Source organism: Cupriavidus sp. C1SS-2L (assembly GCF_057073735.1).
The window spans coordinates 1,448,058-1,463,672 of sequence record NZ_CP172709.1; the positions used below are offsets into that span (position 1 = coordinate 1,448,058).

14 protein-coding genes are annotated in these 15,615 nt (G+C 65.4%); 2 read left to right on the forward strand and 12 right to left on the reverse strand.

From position 1 onward, the window contains the following. Window positions 1–29: 29 nt before the first annotated feature. Entirely contained in the window at window positions 30–674 is a 645-nt protein-coding gene (locus ACIGJG_RS24385; protein ID WP_220630108.1) for an MlaC/ttg2D family ABC transporter substrate-binding protein, read from the forward strand. Window positions 675–686: 12 nt separating this feature from the next. On the opposite strand, the gene ACIGJG_RS24390 is transcribed toward ACIGJG_RS24385, so the two are convergent. From ACIGJG_RS24390 to ispH, 6 genes are all read right to left on the reverse strand, one after another. Continuing rightward, window positions 687–1,688 (reverse strand): HpnL family protein, encoded by a 1,002-nt coding sequence (locus ACIGJG_RS24390; protein WP_011301017.1) that lies wholly within the window; start codon window positions 1,686–1,688, stop codon window positions 687–689. 10 nt (window positions 1,689–1,698) lie between these two features. Next, window positions 1,699–2,505 (reverse strand): hopanoid biosynthesis-associated protein HpnK, encoded by an 807-nt coding sequence (gene hpnK / locus ACIGJG_RS24395; protein ID WP_220630682.1) that lies wholly within the window; start codon window positions 2,503–2,505, stop codon window positions 1,699–1,701. Window positions 2,506–2,552: 47 nt separating this feature from the next. Beyond that, window positions 2,553–3,977 (reverse strand): hopanoid biosynthesis associated radical SAM protein HpnJ, encoded by a 1,425-nt coding sequence (gene hpnJ / locus ACIGJG_RS24400; RefSeq protein WP_223999343.1) that lies wholly within the window; start codon window positions 3,975–3,977, stop codon window positions 2,553–2,555. Between the two features lie 133 nt (window positions 3,978–4,110). Further along, a complete protein-coding gene (hpnI, locus tag ACIGJG_RS24405) occupies window positions 4,111–5,196 on the reverse strand; it encodes a bacteriohopanetetrol glucosamine biosynthesis glycosyltransferase HpnI (RefSeq protein ID WP_483673106.1) in 1,086 nt (361 codons plus the stop codon). 27 nt (window positions 5,197–5,223) lie between these two features. Beyond that, window positions 5,224–6,384 (reverse strand): adenosyl-hopene transferase HpnH, encoded by a 1,161-nt coding sequence (hpnH, locus tag ACIGJG_RS24410; protein ID WP_140953300.1) that lies wholly within the window; start codon window positions 6,382–6,384, stop codon window positions 5,224–5,226. 22 nt (window positions 6,385–6,406) lie between these two features. After that, the gene (ispH, locus tag ACIGJG_RS24415; protein ID WP_140953299.1) at window positions 6,407–7,378 is read right to left on the reverse strand and encodes a 4-hydroxy-3-methylbut-2-enyl diphosphate reductase; all 972 of its coding nucleotides are present in this window, start codon (window positions 7,376–7,378) and stop codon (window positions 6,407–6,409) included. A gap of 159 nt (window positions 7,379–7,537) precedes the next feature. On the opposite strand from ispH, the gene hpnA reads away from it, so the two are divergent. Then, window positions 7,538–8,539 (forward strand): hopanoid-associated sugar epimerase, encoded by a 1,002-nt coding sequence (gene hpnA, locus ACIGJG_RS24420; RefSeq protein ID WP_011301011.1) that lies wholly within the window; start codon window positions 7,538–7,540, stop codon window positions 8,537–8,539. A gap of 4 nt (window positions 8,540–8,543) precedes the next feature. Here hpnA and ACIGJG_RS24425 read toward each other — a convergent pair whose 3' ends face one another. The 6 genes from ACIGJG_RS24425 to cyoB form a co-directional block, all read right to left on the reverse strand. Next, window positions 8,544–9,692, reverse strand: coding sequence for a glycosyltransferase (locus ACIGJG_RS24425; RefSeq protein ID WP_220630111.1), 1,149 nt, complete (start codon window positions 9,690–9,692; stop codon window positions 8,544–8,546). 2 nt (window positions 9,693–9,694) lie between these two features. Next, complete coding sequence (locus tag ACIGJG_RS24430; protein WP_483674038.1) at window positions 9,695–10,549, reverse strand: ferritin-like domain-containing protein; 855 nt, start codon at window positions 10,547–10,549, stop codon at window positions 9,695–9,697. A gap of 248 nt (window positions 10,550–10,797) precedes the next feature. Beyond that, complete coding sequence (locus ACIGJG_RS24435; RefSeq protein WP_220630112.1) at window positions 10,798–12,177, reverse strand: amino acid permease; 1,380 nt, start codon at window positions 12,175–12,177, stop codon at window positions 10,798–10,800. A gap of 329 nt (window positions 12,178–12,506) precedes the next feature. Next, a complete protein-coding gene (gene cyoD, locus ACIGJG_RS24440) occupies window positions 12,507–12,899 on the reverse strand; it encodes a cytochrome o ubiquinol oxidase subunit IV (protein ID WP_011301007.1) in 393 nt (130 codons plus the stop codon). Further along, window positions 12,896–13,585 carry a cytochrome o ubiquinol oxidase subunit III gene (gene cyoC / locus ACIGJG_RS24445; RefSeq protein WP_011301006.1) on the reverse strand — a complete coding sequence of 230 codons (690 nt, stop codon included), beginning with the start codon at window positions 13,583–13,585 and terminating at the stop codon, window positions 12,896–12,898. Before cyoC ends, cyoD begins: the two co-directional genes overlap by 4 nt. Next, window positions 13,578–15,581, reverse strand: coding sequence for a cytochrome o ubiquinol oxidase subunit I (gene cyoB, locus ACIGJG_RS24450; protein ID WP_140953016.1), 2,004 nt, complete (start codon window positions 15,579–15,581; stop codon window positions 13,578–13,580). The genes cyoC and cyoB overlap by 8 nt, the downstream gene beginning before the upstream one ends. Window positions 15,582–15,615: the final 34 nt, after the last annotated feature.

Below are 15,615 nucleotides of genomic sequence, written 5' to 3' on the forward strand. Positions count from 1 at the left end.
TTCAAACGCTTCTTGCAGCACACATCGGCATGAACAGATTCGGTTTGATTTCCCTTGCGCCGGTCGCGGCGGTGGCCATGGTTGCCACGGTGCAGGCGCAGACGGCGCAGCCCACCGATCTCAAGGCCGCGCCGGAGCGCCTGGTGCAGGCGGCCGTGGAAGGCGTGATCACGACCATCCAGTCCAATCCCGAAACCCGCGGCGGCGACATGGCGAAGATCACTGCGGTGGTCCAGAAGCAATTTCTGCCCTACACGGATTTCGGGCGCACCACGCGGCTCGCGGTCGGCAGCGCCTGGCGCACGGCCACGCCGGAGCAGCAGAAGCAACTCAGCGAACAATTCACGCAACTGCTCGTGCGCAGCTATGCGGTGTCGCTGGCGCAACTGCGCGAGCAGAACGTCAAGTTCCGCTTCAAGCCGGCGCAGGCTGCGGGTGGCTCCGGTGATGTGGTGGTGGAGTCGCGCGTGCTCAACAACGGCGACGAGATGCAGATCGACTATCGGCTGCAGCGGACGCCCAATGGCTGGAGGATCTATGACATCAACATGATGGGCGCTTGGCTGATCGAGGTGTACCGCAAGCAGTTCGCCGATATCGTCGCGCGCGGCGGCGTCGACGGGCTGGTGCAGTACCTGGTCAACCACAACGCGCGGCAGGTGGGAGCCAGCTGACCCGCCGGTACTTCACCGGGCGGCGCTTTCCGCCACCCCGCGCCGCCAGCGGCGCAACTCCACCCACTGCCACGACAGCAGCGCGGGCACGCCAAACAGGATTTCCCGCGCGCGCTTGACCAGTGCCAGCGCCAGCGACACATGCGCGTCCATGCCCAGCGCCTGGCCCAGCAGGAGCACCACGGCCTCCTGCACGCCGAGCCCCGCGGGCACGAAGAAGGCCACGTGGCGCACGGCCTGGGTCAGGGCCTCGATCGCCATGGCCTGCCAGAACGGCACCGGGTGCCCCAGCAGCATCAGCGCAAACCAGATTTCGAGCGTGCCACTGACAAGGCCCACGAACTGCCAGCCCAGCGCAGCCAGCAGTTCGCGCCGGCGCCGGTTCAGCGCGCGAATCTGCGCATCGAGCCGTGCGCCATCGATCATGGCGACGATGCGGTGATCCTCGCCGAACAGCTTGCGCGCCGCGCCTTCGAGCTTTTCGAACAGTCCCGTGTGGCGCAGCGACAGTGCGAAGGCTACCGGCACCGGCAGCGACAGCGCCAGCCCGGCCAGGATGATCCAGGCCTGGCCGCTGTCCTGCAGCGCGGCGATCAGCATCAGCACGCCGAGCGCCGAGAACAGGTACTGCGCGAACAGCGTGATCATGACTTCGACCACGATGGACGCCGTGACCGCGGTCGTGTCGTGGATGCGCAGCCGGCTCAGCCGCACGCCGACCAGTTCGCCGCCGATGCTCATGGTGGGCAGCAGGCGGTTCACCGCTTCGCGCACGGTGGCGACCCACCACAGGAAGCCCAGGCCCGCTTTCTCGTCAGGATCGGCCGATGTCAGCAGCACGCGCCAGCCCTGCGCGTCCAGCAGCAGGGGCAGCGCGTGCAGCGGCACCAGCAACAGCAGGAGCCAGCCGCCCTGTGCCATCACGGTGGCGATATCACTGATGCCCTCATGCACGACAAGCGCCGTGAGCGCGAGCAGGCCCAGCAGGCCGGTCAGGTAAGCAATGCGTTTCATGTAAGAGGGGTCAGGCCGGCGCGAGCACGTCGGCAAAGCCGCCGCGCCGCACACCGGCCGCATCGAGGGCCGCGCGCACGCGTGGCGACAGCAGCGCGGCCAGTTCATCGGCGTGGCGGTAGCCGGCCATGGTCGGCGCGATGGCCGCGCCCGATGTGACGGCCGGATGCAGATAGATTTCGCCGATGCCTTCCGGCAGCTTTGAGAGCGCGGCGAGCAGCACCGCTTCATCCATGGCGCCGCTGCGTGCGATGCCGACCACGTAGTCATTGTGCGCGATGCCGGCACGCTGCAATCGTCCGCGCAGCAGCGCGAGCCACGGGCGCAGCAGTAACGGCGCATCGGATTCCAGCGGCAGGCGCATGGCACGCAGGCCGAACTCGCGGCCGATCGACAGGATCAGCGACAGCACAGTCGGATGCAAATGGAAATGCTTGTGCGTGTTGACGTGATCAAGCGGCAGGCCGGTGGCCGCGAATGCCTCGAACTGAGCGCGGATTTCGGCGGCCAGTTGCCGGCGTACATGCGGCAGGAAAAAGAAGCGGCATCCATCACGCGCCATCGCCGAACCAAAGCGACCCTGCGCATCGACGAGGTCGGGAATGGCCGCGCGTGGCAGCATGGCCGGGCCATCGGCGAGCACGACATGCAGGCCCACGCGCAGCGACGGCAAGCGTCGTGCGCGCGCCACCGCATCGGCGGCTTCCGGCGCGGACACCATCAGGCTGGCGGCGTTCAGCACGCCGTCGCGATGCGCGAGTTCCACCGCTTCATTGACGGCGGTGTGCAGCCCAAAGTCGTCGGCGGTGATGATCAGGCCGCGCGCGGGGCGTGCGGCGGTGGCGGGGCTAAGAGACTGCAGAATCAGGCCTCGTGCGATCGCAGGAAACGGAAGAACTCCACGCCTTCGCGCAGGCGCCGCTTCATCATGTCCCAGCTGCCGAGCATCTCGCGCACGATTTCCCAGATCTTGCCGGGGCGGAAATAGAACTGCTTATAGAAGCGCTCCACGCCGTGGTAGATCTCTTCCTTCGACAGGTGCGGGTAGCTGATCGCCGCGAGCTGCACGCCCTTGTCGTTGACGAGGTTGATGACCTTGTTCTCTTCAAGCCAGCCGTTGTCGACCGCCTGCTGGTACAGCGTCGTGCCGGGGTAGGGCGCCGCCAGGGACACCTGAATGGTGTGCGGGTTGATTTCCTTGGCGTAGGCGATGGTCTTCTCGATCGTCTGCTGCGTTTCGCCGGGCAGGCCCAGGATGAAGGTGCCGTGGATCTGGATGCCGAGCTTGCGGCAATCCTCGGTGAAGCGCCGCGCGATATCGGTGCGCAGGCCCTTCTTGATGTTCAGCAGAATCTGGTCGTCGCCCGACTCATAGCCGACCAGCAGCAGGCGCAGGCCGTTCTCCTTCATGATCTTGAGCGTGCTGTATGGCACATTGGCCTTCGCGTTGCACGACCACGTGACGCCGAGCTTGCCGAGCCCGCGCGCGATTTCCTCCACGCGCGGCTTGAAGTCGGTGAAGGTATCGTCGTCGAACATGATCTCCTTGACCTCGGGCATGTTCTCCTTGATCCATTTCACTTCGGCAATCACGCTCTCGGCCGAGCGCGTGCGGTAGCGGTGCCCGCCGACCGTCTGCGGCCACAGGCAGAACGTGCAGCGCGAGCGGCAGCCGCGCCCCGTGTAGATCGACACATACGGGTGCTTCAGGTAGCCGATGAAGTAGTTCTCGATCTTCAGGTCGCGCTTGTACACGGGCGCCACGAACGGCAACTCGTCCATGTTCTCGATCATCGGCCGCTGGCCGTTGTGCTCGAGCGAGCCATCGGGCAGGCGATACGACAGGCCGAGGATGTCCTTGAGCGGCTTGCCGGCGGCGACATCCTGGCACGTGTAGTCGAATTCCTCGCGGCAGACGAAGTCGATCGCATCGCTCGCGCCAAGTGTGCCGCCCGGGTCGACCGCCGGCTTGGCGCCGACCATGCCGATCATCACGCCGGGTTTGCGCTTCTTCAGTTCCTCGGCGAACTTGGCGTCGGTCGGGAACGACGGCGTGCTGGTGTGGATGATGACGAGGTCGTAGTCGACGGCGATATCCAGCGTCTGCTGCGGCGTCAGTTCGTCGGCGGGTGCGTCCAGCACGCGGCTGCCCGGCACCAGCGCTGCCGGCTGGGCCAGCCAGGTCGGATACCAGAACGACTTGATCTCGCGCTTGGCCTGGTAGCGCGAGCCGGCGCCGCCGTCAAAGCCGTCGAAGGAAGGGGCCTGGAGGAACAGGGTTTTTTTCATAGCGGCTTCGATGTTGTCAGGTTCAGGTCAGCTGGGGTGTATGTAGCTTTTTCGACTACGGTCGTAGTCAAAAAAGCTACATACGGAAGAGAGCCGCGGCGCTGTCTTGTGTTGGTCACGATGTGTCTCTGGGTCATGCCGGGTCCTGCACGGAGAGAACTTGTTGCCGCCACCGGACCCGCTGGCCGCCCAAGGCTGCGGCCCAGCCGATAAGTAGAAGTGTGTCCCGCAATGGTGCCCGCAACGCTGTGGTCGGAGTGCCTGCCATCGCACTGCGCGCAAGGGCGCCTGCTACGGCAATGGCTGTCGTCCATTCTGCCGGCGACAACACCACCCCCACCACCAGCATCGGCCACGTAAAAGTAATGAACGTGAACGCAAATCCCGCCGGATTCAGCGACCGGATGGTGCGCAGCCATCGCAATTCATGCGTCCACAGTTCGGGCAGCCGCGTCTCGGTCACGTCAGTGGTGACGACCATATCGGACAGTACGGTCCGCAGCCCCGCCTGCCGGGTCAGCTCGCCAAGCCAGAAGTCGTCGGCGAGCCGGTCGGACAGCGACGCGAAGCCGCCGATTTGCGTCAACGTGTCACGCCGCAATGCAATGGTCGCCCCGAAGGCAAATCGGCGCGAACCACCCGCATGGGCAATGCGTACCGACGGCGCGAACCAGTCGTCGATGAACTGCGCGCCGAGCTTCGCCCAGAAAGCGTCGACCGGGCGGCCGCGATACAGGCAGGTGACGATGCCGACGCCAGGGTCGGCCAGCGGCGCGGCGACGCGTGCCAGATAGTCCGGCGGTACGGCGATATCGCTGTCGGCCACAACCAGCAAGTCATGCCGCGCATGGGCGGCCAGGTTGATCAGGTTGCTGACCTTGAGATTGCTGCCGTGCACGCGCGGGTCGATGACCAGCGTGATGTCGATATCCGGAAAATCCTTTTGCAGGCGTCGCACCACAGCAATGGCGGGGTCGTCCGGGTCGCGCACACCGCACACGACCTGGTAGCCGGTGACGGACTGACGGCACAGCGTGGCCAGGTTGTCGTACAGGCGTGGTTCGGCCCCGCACAGTGGCTTGAGCACGCTGGCGCGGACTTCGCCGGCCGCTGCGGCAGCCGGCGCACGTGCGCCGGCGCGCCGCGTCAGCACGGCGGCAGCCACGGCATAGCCCGCCGACACGCAGGTCAGCGCACTGCCAAGCAGGGTCGCGGCCATGGCCGCTGCTTCCGCGGGCATGAAGATTTAGTGGGCTTCGGAGGTCTCTGCCCGGGCCGGCCGTTCCTTGCGCGGCTGGGCCCGGCCGATCTCGGCCAGCTTGATCTCGACGTGGCGCGAGAACACGTAATCGGCGGGGCGCTGGTTGTCGAGCGGGATGTCCGGAGCCATTGCGCCGTCGGTCTTCACGCCGCGCAGGCTCACGCCGAGCGCCTTGAGCGGATGTGCGAACGTATCGGCGACCGCGGTGGCCTCGTAGCCGCTGTGGACCATGCAATCGGCGCACTTCTCGTAGTTGCCGGTGCCGTAGGCGTCCCAGTCGGTCTCGTCCATCAGCTCCTTGAAGGTCTGCACATAGCCTTCGCCGACCAGATAGCAAGGCCGCTGCCAGCCGAACACCGTGCGCGCCGGGTTGCCCCACGGCGTGCAGTGGTAGGTCTGGTTGCCGGCCAGGAAGTCCAGGAACATGGTCGACTGGCTGAACGACCACTTCTTGCCGCGGCCGCGGCTCAGGATGTCGCGGAACAGCTGCTTGGTCTTGCCGCGGTTCAGGAAGTGCTGCTGGTCCGGCGCGCGCTCGTACGCGTAGCCGGGCGAGACGGTGATGCCGTCGACGCCCATTTCCTTGACTGTGTCGAAGAAGCTGGCCACGCGGTCGGGCTTCGCATCGTTGAACAGCGTGCAATTGATATTGACGCGGAAGCCGCGCGCCTTGGCGGCACGGATGGCTTCGACTGCGCGATCATAGACGCCTTCCTGGCTGACCGAGTGGTCATGCATTTCGCGGTCGCCGTCCAGGTGCACGGACCAGACGAAGTAGGGGCTGGGCTCGTACTGGTCCAGCTTTTTCTCCATCAGCAGCGCGTTGGTGCACAGGTAGACGAACTTGCGACGCGCGACGATGCCGCGCACGATTTCGGGCATGTCCTTGTGCAGCAGCGGCTCGCCGCCGGCGATCGATACCACGGGCGCGCCGCATTCGTCGACCGCGCCCAGGCATTCGTCGACCGACAGGCGCTGGTTCAGGATCGGGTCCGGATAGTCGATCTTGCCGCAGCCATTGCACGCAAGGTTGCAGCGAAACAATGGCTCCAGCATGAGCGCAAGCGGATAGCGCTTCTGGCGCGCCAGATGCTTGCCGACAATGTAGGCGCCCACGCGGGCGACCTGCAGGAACGGGATAGGCAAGGGGACTTCCTTTTATTCTGGTTCAGCCGGGGACTTTCTCGACTGGCTCGGGCGCGGCTGCGGCAGGCCGGACATCGGCCAGTTCGGCGGGCAGGCGGAATTCGGCATGCTCCTCGCGGCCTTCCATGGTGGACACATCCACCGGGCCCAGGCGGCGCAGCGCGTTGATCACGTCTTCGACCATTTCCTCGGGCGCCGAGGCGCCGGCGGTAATGCCGACGATATTGGCCCCCGTCACCCACGCCGGATCGAGTTCGCTGCCGTCGGCGATCAGGTAGCTGGGCACGCCGCTTTCAGTGCCGATCTCGCGCAGCCGGTTGGAATTGGAACTGTTGGTGGCGCCGATCACCAGGATCACGTCGGCCACCTTGCACAGGTCGCGCACCGCGCTTTGCCGGTTCTGCGTGGCATAGCAGATGTCGCGCGTGTCGGGGCCGACCATGTTGCTGAAACGGCGGGCCAGCGCGGCGATGATATTGCGGGTGTCGTCGACGCTGAGCGTGGTCTGGGTGACGTAGGCGACCGGGGTGTCCGCAGGCAGGTCGAGCCGTTCGACCTCGGCCTCGTTCTGGACCAGGATCACCTTGCCGGGAATCTGGCCCATGGTGCCTTCGACCTCGGGATGGCCGGCATGGCCGATCAGGATCACGGTCCGGCCGCTGGCCGCGTACTGGCGGCCCTGGTTATGCACCTTGATCACCAGCGGGCAGGTGGCGTCGATGGCGTGCAGCTGCCGCTGGCCGGCGTCGGCCACCACGGCGCGCGATACGCCGTGCGCGCTGAAGATGGTGACGGCGCCCGCAGGGACCTCGTCGAGTTCTTCCACAAAGCGCGCGCCCTTGTTCTTCAACCCCTCCACGACATGCTTGTTATGCACGATCTCGTGCCGCACGAACACCGGAGCTCCATGCTTGACGAGTGCGCGGTCGACAATTTCGATCGCGCGCACGACGCCGGCACAGAAACCTCGGGGTTGAGCAAGAATCACCTGCATACGGTAGGCCCCCCGACCCGTCAATGGGTTTCAGTGAATGGGATGGTGTACAGAAATCACATTTCCGACACATGGTGGTTACTATATACCCGCCGCGCCGGAAATGTCTGGCAGCCCTCTCAGTCGGGCGGCATTCCCATCTCACGATGAAACGGGGTTATGACCGTAAACGATTACGCGCTGGTGACAGGTGCATCGGGTTTTCTCGGATCCGCGGTAGTGCGGCAGGCACTGGCGCGCGGCTGGCGCGTGCGCGCGCTGGTGCGGGCGACGAGCCCGCGCGCCAATCTGGATGGTCTGCCCGTCGAGGTGTTCGAGGGAGATATGCGCGACCCCGCCGCGCTGACGTCCGCCATGCGCGGGGTGCGCTACCTGTTCCATGTGGCGGCCGATTATCGGCTATGGGCCCCTGATCCCGAGGAGATCGTCCGCACCAATGTCGACGGGACCATGGCGGTCATGGAAGCCGCGCAGGAGGCAGGGGTAGAGCGCGTTGTCTATACCAGCAGCGTGGCGACGTTGCGGGTGGCGGGTGCCTCGGCGCCGGTCGACGAGACGGCCGCCATGACACCGCACGAGGCCATCGGCGCGTACAAGCGCAGCAAGGTGCTGGCCGAGCGTGTGGTCGAGCGCATGGTCGCCGAGCGCGGGTTGCCGGCCGTGATCGTCAATCCGTCCACGCCGATCGGGCCGCGGGACGTCCGGCCTACGCCGACCGGACGCATCATCGTCGAGGCCGCGACCGGCAAGATTCCGGCCTTTGTCGAGACCGGGCTCAACCTTGTCCATGTCGATGACGTCGCCGCCGGGCATTTCCAGGCGCTGGAGCGAGGCCGCATCGGCGAACGCTACATCCTGGGCGGTGACGACGTGATGCTGCAGCAGATGCTGCGCGATATCGCGGATTTGTGCGGACGCCGTCCGCCAACCGTGCAACTGCCGCGCTGGCCGCTGTATCCGCTGGCGCATGCCGCGGAGGCGGTGGCGCGCATCACGCGCAAAGAGCCCTTTGTCACCGTGGATGGGCTCCATATGTCGAAGTACCGGATGTTTTTCCGCTCGGACAAGGCCCGGCAGGAGCTTGGCTATCAGCCGCGTCCTTATATTGATGGCCTGCGCGACGCGCTGGACTGGTTCCGCGAGGCCGGTTACCTGCGCTGAGGGCTCAGGACCGTGCGGGCGCCTGGCTGCGTCCTTTCCACTGGCCGCCGCGGCGCAGCCAATAGCGGCGTGCGGAATCCAGCGTGGCGCCAAGATAGAACAGGGCCGTCAGCGGCAACAGCGGCGCCAGCCAGCACGGCTGGCGGTACTCGCGCAGCATCGGCATATAGGCCAGTGCCACGGCCGCCCACGCGAGCCATGCCGGCCACAGCCGCGCACCGCCGGCCAACGCCAGCACTGGGGGCGCCAGATACGTCAACGTCATGGCCACGACGGTGCCGGCCAGCAGGACCGGCGAATAGCGGAGTTGCGTGTAGGCGCTGCGCGCGATCATATCCCACAGGCTGCGCCAGTCGTCATAGGGCCGCAGTGACACGCTGTCGTCTGCGAGGTCGAGCGAGATTGCGCCGCCCGGCTTGATTCTTGCCGCGAGACTGCAATCGTCGATCAACTCGCCGCGAATAGCGGCGAACCCGCCAATGCGCGTCAGTGCCGCGCGGCTGGCCAGCATGCAGCCGCCCGCAGCGGCGGATACAGCGCTGCGTGGATTGCGCACGCGTTCGAACGGATAGAGTTTGGCGAAGAAGAAGACGAAAGCCGGCACGATCAGCCGTTCCCACGCGGAAGCACAGCGCAACCGCACCATCAGCGACACCAGGTCCCGGCGTTCATGCACGGCGCGCGCTACCAGCTCCCCGAGTACCTCGGGGCCATGCCAGATGTCTGCATCGGTCAGCCATACGTAGGCAGCGCCCGGTGCGATGCGATCGGCGGCGGCGAGCCCCTCGGACTGCGCCCATACTTTGCCGCTCCAGCCAGAAGGCAGATCTCGGGCCGAAACTACCGATAGCGCATCGCGCCGGGGCGTGGCAGTCGCAGCGGTGGCCGCGATTTCGGAGGTGCAGTCATGGCTGTGGTCGTCCACCACCACCAATGACAGCTTTCCGGGGTATTTCTGGCCGAGCACGCCAGCCACACATCGCCCGATGACTTCCGCCTCATTGCGCGCCGGAACGATGGCTACCACTTCGGGCCATGCCGGAGGGGCGGGTACCGGCGCGGGCTTGCGAATGCGCCAGAAGCCCGCACGGCCGAACAGCAGGACACACCAGATGGCCAGCGATGCCAGGGACAGTGCGAACGCGGCTGTCATGATCACTTTACGAAGCGGCGCGCGAGCCGGGCGAGACGCGGCACCGTCTCGGGCCGCAACAACCGTTCGTCGTAGCCGGCCATGCGCCTGTCGTTCTCGGCCAGGCAGAGGTCGATCATCGCGCCCGGCGACAGCGAATCGCCCAGCGCTTCGGAGCCGTTCATCGTGAAATTGGCATCCTGCGCGACGCCATCTGCATCGATCCCGCGCGCAATGCCGATGCGCTCCCAGATCAGGAACGCCCACACGCGCGCCACCTTGAGCGCAAACAGCGGCCGGCGCCACCAGGGCAGGTTGCGCCGATACCACGCGGCCCAGTTGACGAAGAAGAGGATGTGCCGGCCTTCCTCCTGGATCACCGGCTCGAACGTCTCGACCAGCTCGGCCCGGAAATAGCCCGAGCGTTTAGCCATGGCGAACAGGCCAAACGCGAAGAAGCTGTCGATGCATTCGCTGTAGCCGGTCACGAGCCAGCCCCATTCCGGATCGTCCGGCGGCGGGTAGTCGGGTTCCGGCGCAAGCGGAATGCCATAGGCCTCGACTAGCTTCGACAGCACAACCTTGTGGCGCGCCTCCTCGCCGCCGTCCATGTCCAGCGCGCTGCGCAGCAGGGGGTCGGCGACGGTTTCGGCAAAGGTCTTCACGCGGATCGAGGCGCGGCCCTCGGTCTGCACGGCAATGTCCCAGATCGGCAGCGAGGTCACGCGCGCGAGTGCGTCGGGCGACAGCGTCGGCCATTCGATCACGGCCGGTTTATAGGGATTGTGGGTCTGCAGCAGCATGTTGCTGAACATGCGCAGATGCTGCGCGGAGCCGATCCGTACCGGACCCGGCGTGGGGTCGGTCCAGTGGCGCATGGCGAGGTCCGCCTGCTCGACCGCGGTGCGCGCGACCGTATCGGCCACGGCGGCGGCGCGTGCGACGGCATCTTCCGCCGAGTTGGCTCTTGCGGCAGTGACGCCGCCACGGCGTGCGTCTGGGTCGGCCGCCCCGTCATGGCGGAGTGGCGCGGCGTAGAGTTCGGACATCTGGCCCCCTGGCGATGGATTGCCCGGGGGCCATTGTAGCGGCGGGCGTCCGCTGGCGCACCCGCCGGGAATGCCGGTCAGCCCTGGTAAGTAACCGGGCCGCGAGCCTGCATGCCAAGGCGGTAGTACAGCACCGTCAGCAGGACCAGCCAGGCGGGGCCGACATACAGAGCGATGCGCGTGTCTGGGAAATAAGCCATCAGCGCAATGACCAGCGCCAGGAAGGCCAGCGCGATCCACGAGCCATATGGCCAGAACGGCATGCGGAACGCCAGCTTGTCGCGCTGGGCCGCCGACAGGTTCTTGCGGAACTGCATCTGCGTGACGAGGATGATGGCCCAGGTCCAAATCGCGCCGAAGGTCGAGATCGACGTCACCCAGACGAACACCTTCTCTGGCACCAGGTAGTTCAGCAGCACGCCGCACAGCAGAGCGCCGATCGAGACCAGCAGCGCGCGGCGCGGCACGCCATTGCGGTCGACCTGGGCGAATGCCGCCGGCGCCTGCCCCTGCTGGGCCAGGTTGTAGAGCATGCGGCCCGTGCTGAAGATGCCGCCGTTGCATGACGACAGCGCGGCGGTCAGCACGACGAAGTTGATGATGCCGGCCGCGGTCTTGATGCCAAGGCGCTCGAACGTCATCACGAACGGACTGCCCTGCGCGCCGATCTCGTTCCACGGATAGAGCGACAGGATGATGAACAGCGCGCCGACGTAGAAGATCAGGATGCGCCAGAACACCGAGTTGATCGCGTCCGGGATCGACTTGCGCGGGTTCTTCGCCTCGCCGGCGGTCAGGCCGATCATCTCGACCCCGAGGTACGCGAACATCACCATCTGCAGCGACATCAGCACGCCGCTGGCGCCGTTCGGCATGAAGCCGCCGTGCGCCCACAGGTTGCTGATGCCGGTCGCAATGCCGCCGTTGCCGAGCCCGAACACGATCATCGCGCCGCCGCCGAACAGCATCAGCACGATGGTCACGATCTTGATCATGGCGAACCAGAACTCGAACTCGCCGTAGGCCTTGACCGTCAGCAGGTTAACCGAGCCCATCGTGGTCAGTGCGGCGAGCGCCCAGATCCAGCGCGGCACGTCGGGGAACCAGACGCCCATGTAGATGGCCACGGCCGTGATCTCGGCCACACAGGTCACGAGCCACAGGAACCAGTAGTTCCAGCCGGTCAGGTAGCCGGCGAGCGGGCCCATATGATCCTGCGCGTAGCGGCAGAACGAACCCGCCACCGGGTTGTGCACGGCCATTTCGCCGAGCGCGCGCATGATCAGGAAGATCATCGCGCCGCCGATCAGGTAGGCCAGCATGATAGCCGGCCCGGCCATCTTGATGGCATTGGCCGAGCCCAGGAACAGCCCTACGCCGATGGCCGATCCCAATGCCATCAGGCGGATGTGGCGTTCGCCGAGCCCCCGCTGCAAATGCTCTGTATTTGCACTCATGTGTCGTTGTCTCCGTTCATCAGAAGGCCGCGCCGCCCTTGTGGGGCGATGCGGCGCAGTGAGCTTTGCTGTTCCGGCCAAAACGCGTGCGCGGTCAGGTCATGGCCGGAACGCGAAATGTCATCTCGTGGAGGTTGACGCGGGCAGGGGCGGGAAGGGCCAGGCAATGGCCGCCCGCTTAACAGCAAGGAGCGGGCAGATTAATGACAATGCCTTGGCATTTGTTGCTGAAATCGCTGATGATTTCAGGAAACATTGCGTTATGTGATGAAAAAGGCGCCATGCGGGGGGGCGCCTTTGGGGTACCTTGACGTCTGTCGCCGGTGCCGTCAGCGCTCCATCCCCGGCATCATGTTCGAGTTCAGGTGGAACATGACCCACAGCGTGCCGCTCAGCGTAATCACCACGAGCACCAGCGTGAACATCAGCGCCAGCATGTTCCAGCCGCCCTCGGACTTGGCGTTCATGTGCAGGAAATAGATCATGTGCACGACGATCTGCACGGCGCCGAGCGCCAGCAGGAGGATCGCGGTGGTGCTCGACTTCTCGAACACCTTGCCCATGACGAGCCAAAACGGAATCGTGGTCAGGATCACCGACAGCACGAAGCCCGTCACATAGCCGCTCATCGAGATGTGGATGTGGCTGTCGTCATGGCCATGCCCATCGTGCCCCTCGTGGCCGTCATGGCCGTGGGCGAGCGTGTTGTCCTGGGCATTCATGGCAGCACTCCCATCAGGTAGACAAAGGTGAAGACGCCGATCCACACCACGTCCAGGAAGTGCCAGAACATCGATAGGCACATCAGGCGGCGGCGGTTCTCGGGGATCAGCCCGTGCAGGCGCACCTGCACCATCAGCGTGATGAGCCAGATGATGCCGAAGGTCACGTGCAGCCCGTGCGTGCTGACCAGCGAGAAGAACGAGGTCAGGAAGCCGCTGCGCCACGGCCCGGCGCCTTCGCCGACCAGGTGGACGAATTCGTAGATTTCCACGCCAAGGAAGCAGGCGCCGAGCACGCCGGTGATCGCCAGCCAGCCCTGCGTGCCGCCGACGCGGCCCTGCTGCATCTGCAGCATCGCGAAGCCGTATGTGATCGACGACAGCAGCAGGAACGACGTGTTCAGCGCCACGAGCGGCAGGTCGAACAACTCGGCGCCGGTCGGGCCGCCCGCGTAACTGCGCCCGAGCACGCCGTAGGCGGCGAACAGGCACGCGAAGATGAGGCAGTCGCTCATCAGGTAGATCCAGAACCCGAGCAACGTGCCGTTGGGCACGTGGTACTCGCTGGTCATGTAGAAGCGCAGTTCGCCCTCGTCGATGCCATGGCCGGATGGCACGGCGTGGGGCGGGGCGGGCGGTGCGGCCTGCGCGCGGCCAGCGGGGAACGGGGCAGTCGTATCAGGCATGGCGGGTCAGCAGCGCCGAGCGCGCCGCCTCCGTGTTGCCGACCGTATCGGCCGGGATGTAGTAGTCGCGCTTGTAGTTGAAGGTGTGCACGAGCGCCGAGACAATCGTGGCGCCGAACGCCAGCACCACCAGCCACCAGATGTGCCAGATCAGCGCGAACCCGCAGACCGTGGCAAGCCCCGCCAGGATGATGCCGGCGCCCGTATTCTTGGGCATGTGGATCGGTATGAAGCCCTGCGCCGGACGCTCGTAGCCATGCGCCTTCATCTGCCACCATGCGTCGGTGTCATGGACGATCGGCGTGAAGGCGAAGTTGTAGGCAGGCGGTGGCGATGACGTGGACCATTCCAGCGTGCGGCCATCCCACGGATCGCCGGTGACGTCGCGCAGCGCTTCGCGGTTGATGAAGCTGACCACCAGCTGGATCAGGAAGCAGCCGATACCGAGCGCGATCAGGAACGCGCCGAACGCCGCGAGCAGGAACCAGACCTGCAGCGACGGGTCTTCGAAATGGCTCATGCGGCGGGTCACGCCCTTCATGCCAAGCACGTACAGCGGCATGAACGCGAAGTAGAAGCCCACCAGCCAGAGCCAGAACGAGCACTTGCCCCAGAACGGCTCGAGCTTGTAGCCGAAGGCCTTCGGGAACCAGTACGTGATGCCGGCCATCAGCCCGAACAGCACGCCGCCGATGATCACGTTGTGGAAATGGGCAATCAGGAACAGGCTGTTGTGCAGCGAGAAGTCGGCGGGCGGGACGGCCAGCAGCACGCCGGTCATGCCGCCAATCACGAAGGTGACCATGAAGCCGACGGTCCACAGCATCGGCACCTCGAAGCGGATGCGGCCGTGGTACATCGTGAACAGCCAGTTAAACAGCTTCGCCCCGGTCGGGATCGAGATGATCATCGTCGTGATGCCGAAGAACGAGTTGACGCTCGCCCCCGACCCCATCGTGAAGAAGTGGTGCAGCCAGACCAGGTAGGACAGCACGGTAATCACGACCGTGGCATAGACCATCGACGCGTAGCCGAACAGCCGCTTCTGGCAGAACGTGGAAACCACCTCGGAAAACACGCCGAATACTGGCAGGACCAGGATGTACACTTCCGGGTGCCCCCAGATCCAGATCAGGTTCACGTACATCATGGCGCTGCCACCAAGATCGGCCGTGAAGAAATTCATGCCGAGGTAGCGGTCGAGCGCCAGCATGGCCAGTGCCGCGGTCAGCACGGGGAACGCGGCCACGATCAGCACGTTGGCGCACAGTGCGGTCCACGTGAAGATCGGCATGCGCATCAGCGTCATGCCGGGCGCGCGCATCTTGACGATGGTGACCATCAGGTTGATGCCGGACAGCACGGTCCCGACCCCCGCCACCTGCAATGACCAGAGGTAATAGTCGACGCCAACATCCGGGCTATGGACGATGCCCGACAGCGGCGGATATGCGAGCCACCCGGTGCGCGCGAACTCGCCGACGAACAGCGACATCATCACCAGCACGGCGCCGCCGGTGGTCATCCAGAAGCTGAAGTTATTGAGGAAGGGGAAGGCCACGTCGCGCGCGCCAATCTGCAGCGGCACCACGAAGTTCATCAGCCCCGTCACCAGCGGCATGGCCACGAAGAAGATCATGATCACGCCGTGCGCGGTGAAGATCTGGTCGTAGTGGTGGGGCGGCAGGAAGCCGAGGTTATCGCCAAAGGCCACCGACTGCTGCATGCGCATCATGACGGCGTCGGCAAAACCCCGCAGCAGCATGATGATCCCCAGGATCACGTACATGATGCCGATCTTCTTGTGGTCGATGCTGGTGAACCACTCGCGCCACAGATAGCCCCACAGGCGGAAGTAGGTCACCGCGCCCAGCAACGCGAGTCCGCCGATGACCACGACGATGAAGGTGCCCAGCAGGATCGGCTCGTGCAGCGGTATGGCCTCCCAGCTCAGGCGGCCGAAGATAAGCGTGGCGAGTTCGGATCGCTCCTGCATGTTGTCCTCCAGGGCCAGGTGTAGGTCTCTCGGG

Excerpts from the sequence above, each read along its gene's own strand:
- ACIGJG_RS24385 (WP_220630108.1), top strand. The coding sequence starts at position 30 with ATGAACAGATTCGGTTTGATTTCCCTTGCGCCGGTCGCGGCGGTGGCC.
- ACIGJG_RS24390 (WP_011301017.1), bottom strand. The coding sequence starts at position 1,688 with ATGAAACGCATTGCTTACCTGACCGGCCTGCTGGGCCTGCTCGCGCTC.
- hpnJ (WP_223999343.1), bottom strand. The coding sequence starts at position 3,977 with ATGAAAAAAACCCTGTTCCTCCAGGCCCCTTCCTTCGACGGCTTTGAC.
- hpnI (WP_483673106.1), bottom strand. The coding sequence starts at position 5,196 with ATGGCCGCGACCCTGCTTGGCAGTGCGCTGACCTGCGTGTCGGCGGGC.
- ispH (WP_140953299.1), bottom strand. The coding sequence starts at position 7,378 with ATGCAGGTGATTCTTGCTCAACCCCGAGGTTTCTGTGCCGGCGTCGTG.
- hpnA (WP_011301011.1), top strand. The coding sequence starts at position 7,538 with ATGACCGTAAACGATTACGCGCTGGTGACAGGTGCATCGGGTTTTCTC.
- ACIGJG_RS24425 (WP_220630111.1), bottom strand. The coding sequence starts at position 9,692 with ATGACAGCCGCGTTCGCACTGTCCCTGGCATCGCTGGCCATCTGGTGT.
- ACIGJG_RS24430 (WP_483674038.1), bottom strand. The coding sequence starts at position 10,549 with ATGCGCCACTGGACCGACCCCACGCCGGGTCCGGTACGGATCGGCTCC.
- ACIGJG_RS24435 (WP_220630112.1), bottom strand. The coding sequence starts at position 12,177 with ATGAGTGCAAATACAGAGCATTTGCAGCGGGGGCTCGGCGAACGCCAC.
- cyoD (WP_011301007.1), bottom strand. The coding sequence starts at position 12,899 with ATGAATGCCCAGGACAACACGCTCGCCCACGGCCATGACGGCCACGAG.
- cyoC (WP_011301006.1), bottom strand. The coding sequence starts at position 13,585 with ATGCCTGATACGACTGCCCCGTTCCCCGCTGGCCGCGCGCAGGCCGCA.
- cyoB (WP_140953016.1), bottom strand. The coding sequence starts at position 15,581 with ATGCAGGAGCGATCCGAACTCGCCACGCTTATCTTCGGCCGCCTGAGC.